At 55.2% G+C, this 16,439-nt stretch carries 17 protein-coding genes; 6 read left to right on the top strand and 11 right to left on the bottom strand.

The window, feature by feature from the left end:
• Nucleotides 1-16 precede the first annotated feature (16 nt).
• From WFK85_RS08065 to WFK85_RS08035, 7 genes are all read right to left on the bottom strand, one after another.
• A complete protein-coding gene (locus WFK85_RS08065; RefSeq protein WP_008459237.1) occupies nt 17-214 on the bottom strand; it encodes a hypothetical protein in 198 nt (65 codons plus the stop codon).
• 11 nt (nt 215-225) lie between these two features.
• On the bottom strand, nt 226-864 hold the full coding sequence (gene osmW, locus WFK85_RS08060; protein WP_008459235.1) for an osmoprotectant ABC transporter permease OsmW: 639 nt from the start codon (nt 862-864) through the stop codon (nt 226-228).
• A 9-nt stretch (nt 865-873) separates the two neighbouring features.
• The gene (locus tag WFK85_RS08055) at nt 874-1,779 is read right to left on the bottom strand and encodes a glycine betaine ABC transporter substrate-binding protein (protein ID WP_166992777.1); all 906 of its coding nucleotides are present in this window, start codon (nt 1,777-1,779) and stop codon (nt 874-876) included.
• Nucleotides 1,780-1,797: 18 nt separating this feature from the next.
• On the bottom strand, nt 1,798-2,514 hold the full coding sequence (osmY, locus tag WFK85_RS08050) for an osmoprotectant ABC transporter permease OsmY (protein ID WP_008459233.1): 717 nt from the start codon (nt 2,512-2,514) through the stop codon (nt 1,798-1,800).
• A gap of 312 nt (nt 2,515-2,826) precedes the next feature.
• On the bottom strand, nt 2,827-3,453 hold the full coding sequence (gene dmsD / locus WFK85_RS08045; protein WP_166992774.1) for a Tat proofreading chaperone DmsD: 627 nt from the start codon (nt 3,451-3,453) through the stop codon (nt 2,827-2,829).
• A gap of 90 nt (nt 3,454-3,543) precedes the next feature.
• Nucleotides 3,544-5,985: a selenate/tellurate reductase subunit YnfE gene (ynfE, locus tag WFK85_RS08040; protein WP_166992771.1), complete on the bottom strand. Its 2,442-nt coding sequence runs from the start codon at nt 5,983-5,985 to the stop codon at nt 3,544-3,546.
• A gap of 206 nt (nt 5,986-6,191) precedes the next feature.
• Nucleotides 6,192-6,464: a DUF1161 domain-containing protein gene (locus WFK85_RS08035; protein WP_008459230.1), complete on the bottom strand. Its 273-nt coding sequence runs from the start codon at nt 6,462-6,464 to the stop codon at nt 6,192-6,194.
• A 106-nt stretch (nt 6,465-6,570) separates the two neighbouring features.
• Between WFK85_RS08035 and WFK85_RS08030 the strand changes: the two genes are divergently transcribed.
• Nucleotides 6,571-7,281: a YnfC family lipoprotein gene (locus WFK85_RS08030; RefSeq protein WP_166992768.1), complete on the top strand. Its 711-nt coding sequence runs from the start codon at nt 6,571-6,573 to the stop codon at nt 7,279-7,281.
• 52 nt (nt 7,282-7,333) lie between these two features.
• On the opposite strand, the gene WFK85_RS08025 is transcribed toward WFK85_RS08030, so the two are convergent.
• The 4 genes from WFK85_RS08025 to WFK85_RS08010 are packed head-to-tail and all read right to left on the bottom strand — an operon-like array spanning nt 7,334 to nt 11,337.
• Nucleotides 7,334-8,122, bottom strand: a complete 789-nt coding sequence (locus WFK85_RS08025; protein WP_166992765.1) for an HPr family phosphocarrier protein — start codon at nt 8,120-8,122, stop codon at nt 7,334-7,336.
• Nucleotides 8,109-9,533: a fructose-specific PTS transporter subunit EIIC gene (locus WFK85_RS08020; RefSeq protein WP_166992762.1), complete on the bottom strand. Its 1,425-nt coding sequence runs from the start codon at nt 9,531-9,533 to the stop codon at nt 8,109-8,111. Before WFK85_RS08020 ends, WFK85_RS08025 begins: the two co-directional genes overlap by 14 nt.
• A 10-nt stretch (nt 9,534-9,543) precedes the next feature.
• Entirely contained in the window at nt 9,544-10,458 is a 915-nt protein-coding gene (gene pfkB / locus WFK85_RS08015; RefSeq protein ID WP_166992759.1) for a 1-phosphofructokinase, read from the bottom strand.
• Between the two features lie 24 nt (nt 10,459-10,482).
• A complete protein-coding gene (locus WFK85_RS08010; protein ID WP_336707402.1) occupies nt 10,483-11,337 on the bottom strand; it encodes a tagatose bisphosphate family class II aldolase in 855 nt (284 codons plus the stop codon).
• 352 nt (nt 11,338-11,689) lie between these two features.
• On the opposite strand from WFK85_RS08010, the gene WFK85_RS08005 reads away from it, so the two are divergent.
• The 5 genes from WFK85_RS08005 (at nt 11,690) to WFK85_RS07985 (ending at nt 16,384) form a co-directional block, all read left to right on the top strand.
• A complete protein-coding gene (locus tag WFK85_RS08005; RefSeq protein WP_166992999.1) occupies nt 11,690-12,484 on the top strand; it encodes a DeoR family transcriptional regulator in 795 nt (264 codons plus the stop codon).
• 10 nt (nt 12,485-12,494) lie between these two features.
• On the top strand, nt 12,495-13,448 hold the full coding sequence (locus WFK85_RS08000) for a sugar kinase (protein WP_008459223.1): 954 nt from the start codon (nt 12,495-12,497) through the stop codon (nt 13,446-13,448).
• Between the two features lie 74 nt (nt 13,449-13,522).
• Nucleotides 13,523-14,920, top strand: a complete 1,398-nt coding sequence (locus WFK85_RS07995; RefSeq protein WP_166992753.1) for an ATP-binding protein — start codon at nt 13,523-13,525, stop codon at nt 14,918-14,920.
• On the top strand, nt 14,907-15,569 hold the full coding sequence (locus WFK85_RS07990) for a winged helix-turn-helix domain-containing protein (RefSeq protein WP_166992750.1): 663 nt from the start codon (nt 14,907-14,909) through the stop codon (nt 15,567-15,569). The genes WFK85_RS07995 and WFK85_RS07990 overlap by 14 nt, the downstream gene beginning before the upstream one ends.
• Complete coding sequence (locus WFK85_RS07985; RefSeq protein ID WP_166992747.1) at nt 15,566-16,384, top strand: DUF2861 family protein; 819 nt, start codon at nt 15,566-15,568, stop codon at nt 16,382-16,384. The genes WFK85_RS07990 and WFK85_RS07985 overlap by 4 nt, the downstream gene beginning before the upstream one ends.
• Nucleotides 16,385-16,439 lie beyond the last annotated feature (55 nt).

Raw genomic sequence — 16,439 nt, 5'->3', positions numbered from 1 at the left:
CGCTGGTCTCAGCGCCTTAATTCATAAGCTTGCGGCGGGAGTCTTCACACTTTTGTTTCAGACGCTGTACCGCGTCCGGCAGCATAGGTGCGGTCATCATATGGCGATAGTTCATGCACTCTGGGGTGTCCTGAGGCGGTTCTGGCGCTGGCCGGGAAGAGCAGGCTGTCAGCAGCGCCAGCGTTGAAAGTATGCAGAGTGGGATAAAACGCATAGCGGCCTCTTTTACCATTTAGTGAAATGCAGCTGCAGACGATGCAGCAGCCAGTCGAGCACGATGGCTAACAGGCAGATCATCACCGCCCCGGCAATGAGCATGCGGATATCACTCCCGCCGATGCCATTAAGCAGCAGCAAGCCCAGACCGCCCGCGCCAATGACGGCGGCAATGGCCATGACGCCAATGTTCATCACCACCGCGGTTCGAATTCCGCCAAAAATCACCGGCAGCGCCATAGGAATTTCCACCCAGCGCAGGCGCTGCCAAAACGTCATCCCGATGCCTCGCCCGGCCTCACGTAACCCCGGCGGCAGGCTGTCCAACGCGGTGTGGGTATTGCGGACAATCGGCAGCAGCGAATACAGGAACACCGCTGTCACCGCAGGGACTACGCCAATACCCTGACCGATCAGCGAAAACAGGGGAATCATCAGGCCAAACAGCGCCACGGACGGAATGGTGAGCAAAATAGTGGCAAAACCGAGTATTGGCGTGGCAAGCCATTTATGGCGCACGATAAGAATGCCCAACGGCACGCCAATCAGGATTGCCAGGCCGACGGCGATCAGCACCAGCCACAGGTGATGCAGGGTGAGAGAGCCAATATACCCTGCGTTATCAATCATATAATGTAACGTTTCCACGATACCTCCTCAGAGCAAGCCTTTCTGCTGCAGGAATTCACGGGCCACCTGCTGCGGGGTTTCATGGTCGATATCAACTTTAGCGTTCAGGGTTGTTATCACCTCATTGTTCAGCTCGGACGAAAGGGTGTTCAGCGCCTCCTCAAGGCCTGGATGCGAGTCCAGTACGTCTTCACGCACCACAGGCGTGACAGCGTAACTTGGGAAGAAGCCCTTGTCGTCCACCAGCGCTTTCAGGTCAAACCCCTTCATACGCCCGTCGGTGGTGTAGATCAGACCGGCATCAACAAACCCGTCACGGATGGCGTTATAGACAAGGCCGGGGTCCATCTGGCGGATTTGCGGGCGGTCCAGCGGCATGTTGTACACCTGCTGCAGCGGCTTCAGGCCGTCGCTGCGCCCGGCAAACTCCAGATCCAGGCCCAGCATCCAGTTATGTTTTGGGTCGGTCTGGCGCACATGTTCGATGCGCTCCACCAACTGCGACATCGTGGTAATGCCTTCTTTTTCTGCCCGTTCGCGCTTCATGGCAAAGGCGTAAGTGTTGTTCATCTCCGCGGGTTTAAGCCAGACGAGGCCCAGCTTTGCGTCCAGTTTTTTGACCGTGTTGTACGACTCTTCCGGCGTCATTCGCTGATTAATGTGGTTAAAGATAATCAGCGAGGTGCCGGTGTACTCCCAGGTCATATCAATCTGCTTGTTGATCATCGCATTGCGGGAAATTACGGTGGCAATGTTGGTCTGCGGCGTCACCTGAAAGCCCTTTTTAGCCAGATACTGCGTGGTCATGGCCGACAGAATATGCTGCTCGGTAAAGCTTTTGGTCGCCAGAATCAGCGGTGCGGCCTGGGCCTGGGTGGCGATAAGGGAGGCTGCGGCAAACGCCGTAGTTAGCATCCGTGAAAGCAGTTTCATACACGCTCCTTATTGTTGTTATTGGGCGGTGTGGGGGCTGAGCACCCGCCCTAGGCTGGCAAGCGCTAAGTCGAGGATGAGCGCAAACAGTGCCGTCGCCACGGCGCCGAGTATCAGCGTTGGGAAATCGTTCAGGTAAATCCCCGGGAAAATAAGCTCTCCGTAGCTGCTCGCGCCGATAAGAAAGGCCAGCGGGGCGGTGCCGACGTTGATGGCGGTGGCAATCCGCACGCCGGACAGGATCACCGGCCAGGCGTTGGGGATCTCCACCTGACGCAGCCGCTGGAATTTGGTCATGCCAATCCCATTGGCGGCTTCTATCAGTGACGGAGGAACGCTGCAAAGCCCGGCATAGGTATTACGGACAATCGGAAGCAGTGAGGCAAGAAACAGGGCGACGATCGCCGGTTTGTCGCCAATGCCGATAATCACCATCGCCAGAGCTAACACCGCCAGCGGCGGCAGCGTGTTGCCGATATTAAAAATCTGCATGACGTACTCGGCCCAGCGGCGAGCCGCAGGGCGGCTGAGCAATATTCCGCTGGGGATACCGACCAGCAGGGCGAGCGCCATTGAGCTGAACACCAGAATCAGGTGCTGCTGCCCGAGATAGAGTAAATCGACCTGCCGGGCTTTCAGTGTGTCGAGGCCGATGCCCCAAACCACCAGAGCAAGCACTAAAATCAGCGCCACTAGCCCAAGTAAGAACCGTGTTGCGAAGGATGCGTTTTGCATTGCAGTGTGTCTCCCTGTGTGCACGCGTTATCGCCGCCGGGGAGGCGGCCTGTTGTTATGCCATGTGTCGGCAGGGTGTCTGGAGCTATAGCAACGCAGCGGGAAGGATTCCAGTTTAAGGGACAATTAAGAGGCTAATGATTCAGTCGATAAACTGATGCTCAGGCCTTATGGCATCTGGCCTGTGGATGAAAAGTAAAGATTTGTCTTAAAAATGTTAACGCAAGGTGACGTTGTCACATTCACGGAGTGCAGAAATCCTCGTTTTTTCAGGAAACCGGATGCGTCCGGCTTCCTGAAAGCCCAGGATTCTTAGAAATGCAGTTCTTTGCTGGCGACGGGCATCAACATGCCGTTTTGCCAGCCTGAGAGGGTCAGTTTTGCCAGCTCGCCCAGGCCACGATAGAAATCATTCGCTGTGTTTTCGGTTAACAGGCTCAGATAACGTTCGGCCCAGGGCAGCAGATGCCAGGCCAGCAGCTCATCCAACGGCTGCCGCAGCCCCTGGTCGGCCAGCCAGGCCGCCAGCATCAGCATTAAGCCAAAATGATCTTCAGGCTCGTTTTGTTCCGTCTGTGGGGCAAAGCCTTGGGTCCGCATCCACTGGCGAAGCTCAAGCAGCGAGTCGCCAAACAGCACATTTTCTTTGTCGAGATAGACCGAGCCCCACGGCGGGGCCGGCAGCGCATAAGGGCCGATGAACAGGCGCTGGAACTCTTCGTTTATCGGCGTGGCCTGATCCGCAAGGCCTGCAGTCATGAGAGGCGCAACTGCCGCCAGCGTTGGGGTCTGGAACGGCCATTCGCTCACCCAGTCCGGTGCGGCAAGCATCGCCATCAGCGCGGCGCTGTCCGGGTGGTTGGGGGCATGATAAAACAGGGCTCCGAGCACCCGGCCGCTAAGGGCTATCGCCGACAGGCGTTGTTGTTCAGAGAGCATTTTCATTCCTTTTCGTCGGGCACCCGGCTCCGCTATACGTCGCTGGAGCCGGGTGAATACAGGCAAAGCGATAAGCCTTTGCCATCACGCTTAAATCTTCTTAATTTCAACCAGATTGGTATGCTGCGGGTTGCCTTTTGCCAGCGGTGAAGGGCGGTGCGTGGTTAGCGTATTAATGCAGGCGCCGTGGTCAATGCGGTCGCCGTTCATGTCGGCGTCATGCCAGGCGCCCTGGCCCATAGCGGCAACGCCAGGCATGATGCGCGGGGTGACCTTCGCCTCAATATGCACTTCACCGCGCCCGTTAAACACGCTGACTTTGTCACCGTTGGCAATGCCGCGACGTTTTGCGTCGAGCGGATTAATCCAGACTTCCTGACGCGCGGCGGCCTGCAGGACGTCAATGTTGCCATAGGTTGAGTGGGTCCTGGATTTGTAGTGGAAACCAAACAGCTGGAGGGGAAACTCGCTGCGCTGCGGAGAGTCCCAGCCTTCAAACGTCGAGGCATACACCGGCAGCGGACTGATGGTTTCATCTTTTTCCAGCTCCCAGCTGGCGGCAATTCCGGCGAGCTTGCTGGAGTAGATTTCAATTTTCCCGGACGGCGTTTTGAGTGGGCTGGCCTGAGGATCTTCGCGGAATTTTTTGTAAGCCACAAAATGGCCAGCCGGATCTTTACGCTTGTAAATACCCATCGCCCGCAGATCTTCATAAGCAGGCAGCGCCGGGTCTTTCGCCAGCATTTTCGCGTACAGATATTGCAGCCACTCGCGCTGGGTTCGTCCTTCCGTGAAGGCCTGATGCACCTCGTCGCCCAAGCGTTTAGCCACTTCGCTCATCATCCAGTAGATAGACTTGCGCTCAAACTTAGGCGCGGTGGCGGGCTGGATGAAAATCAGGTAGCCCATATTACCGGCGTAATCGTTAGGAATAATGTCCTCCTGCTCGACGGTCATCAGGTCCGGCAGCAGGATATCGGCGTATTTCGCCGACGAAGTCATAAAGTTCTCGATCACCACAATCATTTCGCACTGCTTATCGTCCTGCAAAATGGCGTGGGTTTTATTGATGTCGGAATGCTGGTTAATAATCGTGTTGCCGGCATAGTTCCAGATGAACTTGATCGGCACGTCCAACTTCTCTTTCCCGCGCACGCCGTCTCGTTTGGCCGTCATTTCGGGGCCGCGAGTGATGGCGTCCGTCCAGCTGAAGCAGGAGATCTGCGTTTTGACCGGGTTTTCCAGCACCGGCATACGTTCAATGGTGATGGTATAGGTGGATTCACGCGCGCCGCTGTTGCCGCCGTTAATCCCCACGTTGCCGGTCAGGATCGGCAGCATGGCGATGGCGCGTGAGGTCAACTCGCCATTGGCCTGGCGCTGCGGCCCCCAGCCTTGGGCAATGTAAGCGGGTTTTGCACCCGCAATCTCTCGCGCCAGCTTGATGATTCTGTCCACCGGAATACCGGTTATCCGGGAGGCCCAGTGCGGCGTTTTCTCTGTCCCGTCATCGCCTTCACCTAAAATATAGGCTTTGTAGTGACCGTTGCGTGGGGCATCGGCGGGCAGGGTTGTCTCGTCATAGCCGACGCAGTATTTATCCAGGAAGGTCTGGTCGACCAGATTTTCGCTAATCATGACGTGGGCAAGCCCGGCCACCAGCGCGGCATCCGTTCCGGGGCGAATAGGGATCCATTCATCTTCCCGGCCTGCCGCAGTATCGGTGTAGCGCGGGTCGATAACGATCATGCGGGCGTTGGAACGTTCGCGAGCCTGTTCAAGGTAATAAGTGATACCGCCGCCGCTCATCCTCGTTTCTGCTGGATTATTGCCGAACAGGACGACCAGTTTACTGTTTTCGATATCCGAAGTGCTGTTGCCGTCATTGCTGCCGTAGGTGTACGGCATGGCGCAGGCAATTTGGGCGGTGCTGTAGGTGCCGTAGTGGCTCAGAAAACCGCCGTAGCAGTTCATCAGCCTGGCGACCAGCGAGGCGTAAGGGGAAGAGCGGGTGATATTCCCGCCAACCACGCCGGATGAGTAATTAATGTAGACCGCTTCGTTGCCATATTTTTCAACGGTCTGCTTCAGGCTGTGGCTGACAATCTCCAGCGCTTCGCCCCAGCTGATGCGTTCAAATTTACCTTCACCCCGTTTGCCCACGCGCTTCATCGGATAATTCAGGCGTTCCGGGTGGTTGATCCTGCGGCGGATGGAGCGCCCGCGCAGGCAGGCGCGAACCTGGTGGTCGCCATAGGTGTCCAGCCCGGTATTGTCCGTTTCAACCCAGTAAACCTCTTCGTCGCGAACGTGCAGCCGCAGGGCGCAGCGGCTGCCGCAGTTAACCGAGCAGGCTCCCCAGACAACTTTGTCTTTATTTTCCGGCGACAGGGCGTCGGCAACCGCGGCCGCGGCGCTGCGCATACCAAAAGGCAGCGAAATGCCGCCTGCGGCGAGGGCCAGGCCGCCAATGGCTGATGATTTTACCAGGCTGCGGCGGCTAATCCCGCCTGGATGATTGAGGTTCGACATCGCTCTCTCCATGACTTTTTGTCGTGTGGAAGACGTTATTATTTGTATTTTTTGTGGTTCGGTGATTGCTGAGCCTGCCCGTCAGGGGGCGCTCGGGGGAAGAGTGTTACTTAATTAGGAGTAGACGTTATTAACGCCAGTCAAAGTTGCGGTGGATGAGGGGAAATAGATGAAGGAAAGCAGGGTGCCCGGCACCCTGCAGGGGATTATTGCGGTTCATTTTCCGGCGCAGCACCGCCCGCGATACGGGTATAAACGATTTTTTGCGTGTCGTTCGCACAGTGGCCGACGACCTGGCCGCCGGCTTTGTCTGCCTGATCGTTAGGTACGATAGTGAGCGAGAAACCTGACTCAGGCACGCCGTTATTGACAATTTTCTGCTGAATATCCGCTTTCACTTTTTCGCAACTGCCCTGTGCGGCCAACGCCGGTGCGGCAGCGATCAGCAGTATCGTGCTTAACCAAACGGTACGTTTCATCATCCCTTCCTTATGTTGAGTTGAACGTTAAGAATAGCGCTTTTAGTGTAAAGTGTTGTATTTGCTTATATCATGTTATGACATAAAAACAGGAGAGCGGCAAAACGTGAAGAAAATCATTACCCTCGGTGCGCTGGTTTTTAGCCTTGTAGGCTGCGATAACTCGACGTCGCCGCAGGCGTACACGCCGGAAATGGCCAGTTTTTCTAACGAATTTGATTTCGATCCAATGCGCGGCCCGGTAAAGGATTTTAGCCAGACGCTGATGAACGACAAAGGTCAGGTTTTGAAAAGGGTCAGCGGTACGCTTTCGGAAGAAGGCTGCTTCGACACGCTGGAATTTCACGATCTGGAGAACAACAGCGGGGCATCGCTGACGCTCGATGCAAACTACTATGTTGATGCGGTCAGCCTTGAAAAACGCGTTCGGCTGCAGGGGAAATGCCAGCTTGCTGAACTGCCTGCCGCGGGCATCAGCTACGACACCGACGACAACGACTTTGTGACCGCCGCCAAAGGCAAAGATGTGCTGGTGACCTATAAGTACGACAGCGAAGGCTACCCGCTGGGGAAAATCACCAAATCGAAAGACAGCGAGCTTGCCATCGTGGCGAAAGCGGGTGTCGATAAAAAGAAAAAGCTGGATTACAGCGCGACAACCAGCCTGAACGGCAAAATCATCGGGGTCGCAAAGCAAAGCTGTGACTATGACCGCCATTTCAACTCGCTGTCCTGCGATCTGGAAATGACGGATGATTCCGTCACGCCGCCAAAGGTGGACCGTTACACCATTAAAAATACGGTGGAGTATTATTGATCGTATCGGTGTTACAAATACCGGATGCCACAATGACATCCGGCAAATGAAGTTAACCAAACAAGCGGGATAACCAGCCGCGCTTCGGTTGTTCTGGCGGGGCGACAGGCATCTCTCCCAGCCCCTGATCAATACTTTGCCCAATGGCTGCAAGCGCCGTGCGGGCATCGGTGCCATTCGCCGTGAACCGTATACGGTGGCCCGTTTTTACCCCCAACGAAACCATCTTCATCAGATTTTTGCCGTCAACGGGCCCGGCCTGGCTGTCCATATTCTCAACGGTGACACGGCTTTGAAACTGCTTAATCAGTTTCACCAGCACGGCGCTCGGTCTGGCATGTAGCCCGTGAGGATTACGGATCACAAACGTGGCCTGTTCTCCTTCCGTGTGGGATGTTTGTGGCTCACTTTCGGCGTTATTACCGGTCAGAATCGCTAAAACCTCAGCCGGCGTTGTGGCCTTCGCCAGCGCGTGCGGCACGCCTTCATCGCTCAACGCCCGGGTGAGCTGACGCAAAATATCGAGATGTTCGTTCGACCTTGCGGCAATCCCGGCCACCATATACGCCACATTATCTTCTCCCCAGTCCACGCCCTGCGGGAATATAATCACTTTTACGCCAGTGCTCAGCACCGCATGACGGGTATCCGGTGTGCCGTGGGGAATGGCAATGCCGTGGCCCAGGTAAGTGGAAATCTGCGCTTCTCTGGCCAACATGCCTTGAAGATATTCCGGCGTGGTATTGCCCGCTGATACCAGCCTGTCGCTGACTTGCTCGAGCGCAGTGACTTTATCGACCTGCTCATGGCTGATGAAAATATCCTGTTCACAAAGTTGCATTCTGACCTCCTGTCTGCAGCCCGGCTGTAGGCTGTTTGCGGTTATTCCAGAGTCGCCACGTACCTAGCATCACCGCACCGCAGGCGGAGCCGGCCAGGATGCAGAGCACCCAGATTAATGGTTTGCTGACCAGCGGCAGGATCAGGAACCCGCCGTGCGGTGCCGGGACTTCTATATGCATGCTGTAGCTGAGTACGGCCGAGATGGAAGAGGCGATCATCATCATCGGGATCACGCGCAGCGGATCTTTCGCTGCAAAGGGGATGGCACCTTCGGTGATATGCGTGCAGCCGAGAATATAGTTCACCATCCCGGCCGCACGCTCCTCTTCGCTAAAACCTTTGGGGAAGAAAGTGGTTGCCAGAGCGATGACCAGCGGAGGCGTAATACAGGCGGCGGACACGCCGGCCATAAAGAAGAAGTTCCCCTGGCCGAGCAGCAATGTTCCCGTGACGTACGCTGCTTTGTTGACCGGGCCGCCAAAATCGAAGGAACACATCGCCCCGACAACAATACCCAGCAAGATCGGATTGGCTTGTTGCAGCGAACTCAGCCAGTCCATCATGCCGTTGTTGATGGCCGCGACGGGCTTGCCGAGCAGCACCATCAGTACGCCAATCACCAGCACGCCAATCAGCGGCATAATGAAGATCGATTTTAAGCCTTCATACTGACGCGGCAGCCCGTCGAGCAGGCGGCGAACAAGCAGCATGAAGTAACCGGCGGCGAAACCGGCAATGATCCCGCCGAGAAAGCCCGCCCCCGTGGCGTTAGCCAGCAGGCCGCCAACGAACCCGGCAACCATCCCGGCGCGGCCGGAAATCGACCAGGCAATATAGGCCGTAAAAACGGGCACCATAATGGAAAATGCCTGCTGGCCCACCTGCATTAAAGTTGCGGCAATCGCGTTGTACTGAGGTGAATTGGGGTCGGCGGAATAAATGCCCCACAGAAAAGAAATGGCAATTAAAATACCGCCTGCTACCACGAAAGGCAGCATGTTAGAGACACCGCTCATCAGGTGTTTATAAATTTGCCTGCCGAAGGATTCTTGTTCATATTTTTCTGCTGTTACAGAAGCAGAAGATATCCCCTGGCGGCGGGAAAGTTGCCCGCTGATGACTTTATCAATAAGGTCTACCGGGTGGTGAATCGCTTCTTTAACCGGCACTTCAATCACGGGTAATCCATTAAAGCGTTCGGCGTTGACATCTTTATCTGCGGCAATGATGATGCCGTAAATATTTTTTAAGTCTTCAGGCGTTATTTCATTTTCAACACCGGATGCGCCATTAGTTTCTATTTTTATTTCGACATTTAATTTTTTTGCTGCGGTCTTCAAGGCTTCTTCAGCCATAAACGTGTGGGCAATACCCGTAGGGCAGCCGGTAACGGCAATGATTTTTTTCATAATCAGACCTTTATAATTGGACGATTTGAACCTGTTGTAATAATGCTTCCAGACGATTGAGTTTCCCGAGGCCGGCAGACGCGGCGACGTCCGCACCCGTGGCGCTGGCGAGGGCTAGTGCCTCGGGAATGTCTTCACCATTCAGCCAATGGCTGAGAAATGCCGCTAGCGCGGCGTCCCCAGCACAGGCTGAACTGACCAGCTCTATTTCGGGCGCGGAGGCGAACCACAGCTGACAACCGTCGGAAAAATAGAGCCCTTTTGCGCCGAGGGTTAATAACACATTACGTGCGCCCAACTGATGTAAGGTCTGCATCGCCTCGCGCACCTGGTGGATGCTTTCTACCTGAAGATTGAATATTTCTTTTAATTCATCGTCATTGGGTTTGATCAGCAGGGGATTAAGCTCAAGTAACTGCCGCAGCGCAGGGTGGCTGATGTCCAGAATGACTTTTCCCCCGCGCTGTTCGCAGAGTGACATAACCTCCACATAAAACTGGCTTTCAATACCCGGCGGCAAACTGCCGCTGATCACTAAATAATCGCCGGGGCGGATGCAGTCCAGATGCTGAATAATCTGTTGTTTACATTCATCATCAATATGCGCCCCGGCATTGACCAACTTATATTCATTGTTGCCGTCATTTATAAACACATTAATTCGCGTAGGGGCCTGCACCCAGGATGGGGTAACGTTAATTTTTTGTTTTTTAAGTTCCTCCACAATATAGCGCCCGGTAAATCCGCCGAATATGCCCATGACGTGGGTCGGCCGCTGAAAGTGCTTCAGGACCAAAGAAACGTTAACGCCTTTGCCGTTAGGGCAATATTCCGTGCGCTGGGTGCGGTTCACGCTAGAAGGCTGCAGAGAGCCGCAAAAAATATTCATATCAATCGCGGTGTTTAAAGTCAGGGTATGGATCACGACATTGCTCCTTGCGTCCGTGGGTTAGCGCTGTCCTTCACAACCACAGACATGAATGACTTTACGGACGACTTCTTTCATCGCCTGTTTGGCAGGCTGCATGTAATGCCGGGGATCGTTAGCCCCAGGCTGCTCGATGAAGTACTGCTTTAGCGCGTCTGAAAACGCGATTTTCAGTTCGGTAGCGACGTTGACCTTACAGACACCGAGCGAAATAGCCTGACGAATATCGCTCTCTGGCAGACCAGAAGCACCGTGTAATACCAGGGGAACATCCACGCATTCACGGATCGCCGCCAGACGATCGAAATCGAGCTTTGGTTCGGCGGCATACAGTCCGTGAGCCGTCCCGATAGCTACTGCCAGGGAATCAATCCCGGTACGGGAGACAAACTCACGAGCCTGCTCCGGGTTGGTATACAGCGCATCTTTGGCGTCAACGACCAGATCGTCCTCTACGCCGCCCAGCCGCCCAAGCTCCGCTTCTACGCTGGCATCGTAGCGGTGACTCAGCTCTACAACGTTTTTCACCAGCGCAACATTCTCTTCAAAAGCATGATGCGACCCGTCAATCATTACTGAGCGGATCCCGGCCTGCACTTTACGGGTGATGTCCACGAGGTCTTCGTGGTGATCAAGGTGCAGCGCGAGTGGCTGATCCCAAAGTCTGGCCAGATCGCTGGCGATGGCGACAACGTTGCCGGTCCCGGCGTAGCTATAAGTGCCCGGCGTCCCGGCAAGGATCAGCGGGGAACGCATTTCAGCAGCCGTTTCCACCACCACCTGCATCGTTTCCAGATTGTGAATGTTAAATGCCGGTACGGCGTACCCCAGACGCTGAGCTTTTAACAACATGTTTTTGCTGGAAATAATATACATATTTGCTCCTTTATGTTTAAAAATGAAATCGTTATTTGAATGATAACTTACGTTTTGAAAGTAATTTAGCGATCCTATGCCTGTGTCGCTGTGATCGAAGCCACACAACGGCGATTTTATTTACTAAATGAAAGTTATTCGGCATTGATAATATTCATTTTTAAAAATATTGTTGAGAGGTGCTTTCTGTTAATGCATTGAAATAAAGGCTATTTGTTTATTTTTATTTGTTGGGTGATAGACAGGAGTTTGACAAGAGAAAAGATAAATTTAAAAATGAAAGTTATTACTCGAATGACTTAAAAGGCACTCTACTGTGGCAAAACCGTCAACCAGCCTGCTGAAAAGACGCCTGGATATTGCAGAGATCGTCCGTAAAAACGGCGAAATTAAAGTAGATGATTTGGCGGAGATGCTTGCTGTGTCTGGCGTCACCATTCGAAACGATCTCAATTATCTGGAGCAACAAGGCTACCTGAAGCGCTCGTTTGGTGGCGCAATTTATACCGCCCGGCAGGGGGCACCGGTGGCTCAGCCCCGGGAACCTGCCGCCGTTATGGATAAAGAGCTGGAAGCCGAAATGGCGCGCCAGGCTGCGGCCTTAATCAGCGAGGATGAAACCGTATTTTTAGGCCCTGGCTCTATTTTACGTAAAGTGATTCCTTTCCTTACGGGCTATGACGATCTGCGACTGCTGATGAATGACCTGGCGCACGTCTGTTTTGCGCAAGAGTTTCTTCCCGGTGAAAAGATCCTGCTTGGCGGCGTATTGAGCGGAGATGGACACAGGGTCGAGGGTGAGGTGGCATTAAATGCGCTTCGCCATTACCGCCCGAGCCGCACGTTGATTGCCGTCGACCATATTGCAGAAGATGGCACGCTGAGCGTCAGAGATGCACCAGGCGCACGTCTGTTGGGTGAGGCCGTTGGGCAGAGCAAACACCTGATTGCCATCGTCGCCAACCGGCCCGTTTACGGCGAAAAACGCTATGCCGTTGGCCAGCTCGCGCAGGCAAGCGGCCTCATTACGCCCCAGGTTGTGGCAGCGGAATACCATTCCCGCTTTCTCGCTGTGGGGTTGAGCAATAGCTACACCAACAATGAGTGCCTGACGTGGCTCAACCCAGCGCTGCAAAAAGCAAAATGAAGGAGCGGTGATGAACGTGACGATATGTACCATCGGCGAGCTGTTGGTGGAGTTTTTGGCCAAGAAAGAAAGTCAGGGCTTTTCGCAGCCGGGCGAATTCTGGGGGCCTTATCCCAGCGGTGCGCCAGCCATTTTTGCCGATCAGGTGGCTAAATTAGGATTCGGTTCGGTGCTGTTCAGCTGCGTCGGCAGCGATGCCTTCGGGGAGATGAATATTGCCCGGCTGGAAAAAGATGGGGTCGACGTGAACGGCATTACCGTCCTGCCAAAAGCCACCACGGGCAGCGCCTTTGTCAGTTACCGCACCCAGTCGCAGCGTGATTTTATTTTTAATCTGCCGAACAGCGCCTGCGGCTCGCTTACTGCCGACCATATCGACGACACCTTGCTTAACCAGTGCAATCATTTTCATATTATGGGCTCGTCGCTGTTTTCGTTTCGCATTATCGATGCCATGCGAAAGGCGATTGAAAACGTGAAGTCACGCGGCGGCACCGTCTCCTTCGATCCTAACATCCGGAAAGAGATGCTTAACATCCCGGAAATGTCACAGGCGTTTGAATATATCCTTGATTACACCGATATTTTCCTGCCGAGCGACGGGGAGTTAGATTACTTCGGGCGGCATCAGGGGGAGGATGAGCAACGGCTGGTGGACAATCTGCTCAAGCGCGGAGTGAAACACGTGGTGATCAAACGAGGGCCGCGAGGGGCGAGCTACTTCAGCGATCGGCAGACCTGGCATATACCCGGCTTTAACGTGTCGGTGGTTGACCCTACCGGGGCAGGTGACTGCTTTGGTGCCACGTTTGTCAGCCTGTTTTTGTCCGGCGTTCAGCCACAGGAAGCGTTGACCTGGGCCAATGCCAGCGGCTCGCTGGCAATTTCGCAGCGTGGTCCGATGGAGGGCACCTCCACCCGCTCGCAAATTGAAGCCTTTCTTGCGGCACAATCGGCGAGATAAACATGCTGCCAGCCAGGCAGCTTTCCACCTCCTCATAAATTAAGGCCTTTCTCGTGACCCGGAGATTTGTCCCGTTGTTTCGTTACGCGATACTCTGGCTGTGTGCTGCCCTTTGGCTGCATGCAGGTTCGACTCGTGCGGCGGAACTTGACGAGGATCTGGCCCGCTTTAGCGCGGCGTTAAGCCGGTCAACCCCGGCGGCGCAAGTCTCGCTGCAAACCCTTCAGCAGCTTGATGCTACGTTGCTCAAGCCCGAATCCATGTATCCTCAGTTTCAGGCCTGGTCGCTGCCGGACCTCACGGCGTTTTACCACCTGGACAAGCGCTGTGCCAGCGGGGACGAGCTATCACCCTCGGTGAAATCATTTCTTGCCGCCTTATGCCAGCCGGACATTCCGCCTGCATCCTGGTTCGCCGCGAATCCGCTCTATCCGCTTGGGGGAAGCAGTGCCTGGCAGTACATCTTGCGTCATCCGGGCGCGGCAGCGGTGCTAAGAAACTCGCTGCATGTGCGGGAAAGACCTGACGACCTGGCGGGCATTGGCAGGCTGTCCGATGACAATCTTGAGGCATTGCTTGGGGGCCAGCGCTGGCTGCTGCAAAACGGCCAACTCTGGCGATTCAGCCAGCAGCAATGGCAGCGTTATGAGGCAAAGGTCTGGCAGCCTCTAGCCCGACAGTCCGATATCGAACTGGTTAATGCCGGGGAGCGCTGCGATATGCGGGCAGGGGCGCTGTGCGTCAATGCTCGGGAAGGTTATCGCGATGTCTGGCGCTGGCTTTTTGGCCTGCTGGCGCTGTTTACCGCGTCGGGGTTGATATGGATGGCCTGGCAGCGGAGGCAACTGCGTGAGCGTCAGCGCTTTATTACGCAAATGCTGACCCATGAGCTGCGTACGCCCATCGCCCAACTGAGCAACGTGGTCGAACATTTTCGCCGTGACTTCGACCAGTTGCCGGAAGGTGCCCAGCTTAATTTTGTGGCTCTGGCCGACACGCTGCAACGGATGCGGCAGATGGCCGATACCAGTAAACACTACCTGATAGCGGAGCATCAGCGGGAGGCGCTGGAAACACCCACTCAGGTCCGGCTCAGCGACTGGCTCGATCACCTTTGTGCGGATCGGGACGGGCTGACGTACTGCCTGGAAGAAAACATGATCGTGGGCGTGTCGCTCTACTGGGGCAGCCTGTGTCTGACGAATTTACTGGATAATGCGTTCCGTCACGGAAAGCCTCCCGTGCACCTGACGGTGCATAAAAGTAGAACTCACCTTATTTTTCAGGTTAGCGATAGCGGAAACATCACTCAAAACCCGCTGCTGAACAGCCGCCGTTTACGCTGGTCAAGCAGCAGTCTGGGTCTTGGATTGACCATTGTTCAGCGGGTTGCTCGTCGCCTCAACGGAAAGTTGACGTTCAGCCCCGCGCCAACCACGTTTACCCTGGAGTTGCCGTATGAACCCGACTAAAGCGCATACTTTATTGTTAATTGAGGATGATATCGCGCTGGGCGAAGGGCTGGCGACATTTTTGCAGCAGGAGGGGTTCAGCTGCCGCTGGCTGCGCAGCAGTGAACATGTTCTCGACCATTGGTATCAGGCGGATTTGGCGATTCTCGACCGCCAGCTTCCCGAAGGCGACAGTCTTCGGTTTTTGCCTCAGTGGCTGGCAAAAAAAGCCCTGCCGGTGATCGTGCTGACGGCAAAAGTGAGCATTGAAGAGCGGGTGGCGGGGCTGGAGGCGGGCGCGCGTGACTATCTGAGCAAGCCGTTTGCCCACGTTGAACTGCTGGCCCGCATCCGGGCTCAGCTTCGCCCTTTAGGCGACGGGTTGCTGGTCTGCGGTGAACTCAGCTTACTTCCGGCGCGGCAAATTGCTACCTGGCAGGGTAAAGAGGCCGCGCTGACGGCAACCGAGTTTGCGCTGCTGGCGATGCTGATGCAGATGGCGGGACGCGTGTTTACCCGGGATGAATTGCTCAATCAGGTTTGGGGCTATCAAAGCTTTCCGTCAACCAGAACGGTGGATACGCATGTTTTACAGTTACGGCAAAAACTGCCGGGCCTGCCGATTGCGAGCGTGCGCGGGATTGGCTATCGGCTGGAGCTAGCGGAATGAAACTTCTCCTGTCAGCTCTGCTGATCGTCTTCTCGTTCAGCGTCGGTGCAACGTTGCCCCAAACGCCGCTGGAGCCCGTATATCATCAGCTGTTTAACCAGCGAGGTGACCTTGCTAACAGTCAGCTGATTGATGTCTGGCCGCGGCTGAATAGCGCGGCACAGCGGCTGGCCTGGAAAGAGGCGCTTAATGCCGTGGTCAGTCGGCAATGCGGCAAAGATCTTACTCCGGCGGTTCCTGAGTGGCTGGACGACTTAACGCTCACGTTGATGCAGCGTGATATGCCGCTTAACCGAATTTATCGCATAACTTTAAGTGGAAAGAGCCCCCGCCAGGATATTAACGTTGCCCTGATGCTGCCCGATGGCAAAAAAGCGCTCGCCGCAATGCCGGTGCAGTATGAAGCGGCAGGTGAGTTTCGGGTCGAAAGCGAAGAGTTTACTCAGCCGCTGAGCGAAGGGGTTTATCTGCTGACCGTATCGAGCGGCGGGCAGCAATGGCAGCAGCCTCTGGCGTTACAAGGCCTTGACGGGTTAACGCAGATCCAGCTTCACGATCGCGCCATTACGCTCACTTCGCCGCAGGTGTCTCCTGCTTGCCCCAAACCCTGGCTTGAGCAAACGCTGCTTAATCGCAGCGACTATAGCCAGATTTGGTGGGCAAAAAGCGACCAGCTGACGCTGATGCCCTGGCCTGCGAAGCCTGCCGAAAGCGTATGGGCCACGGTGGCCGTGGTCAGTGCGGAAAATCGGGGCAGCGTGGCGGTAAGAACCGAACACCGCCTCGCCGGTCCGCTGGCAACGATGAAAAACTAAGGCCTATACCGCTATCCTGACATTCCTCTGACAATCGATGCCCGCTAACCGGCAA

Source organism: Cedecea sp. VD22 (assembly GCF_037150195.1).
Lineage (GTDB): Bacteria > Pseudomonadota > Gammaproteobacteria > Enterobacterales > Enterobacteriaceae > Cedecea.
The sequence above is the reverse complement of the archived record's forward strand: the minus strand, read 5'-3'. Positions and strand labels throughout refer to the sequence as shown.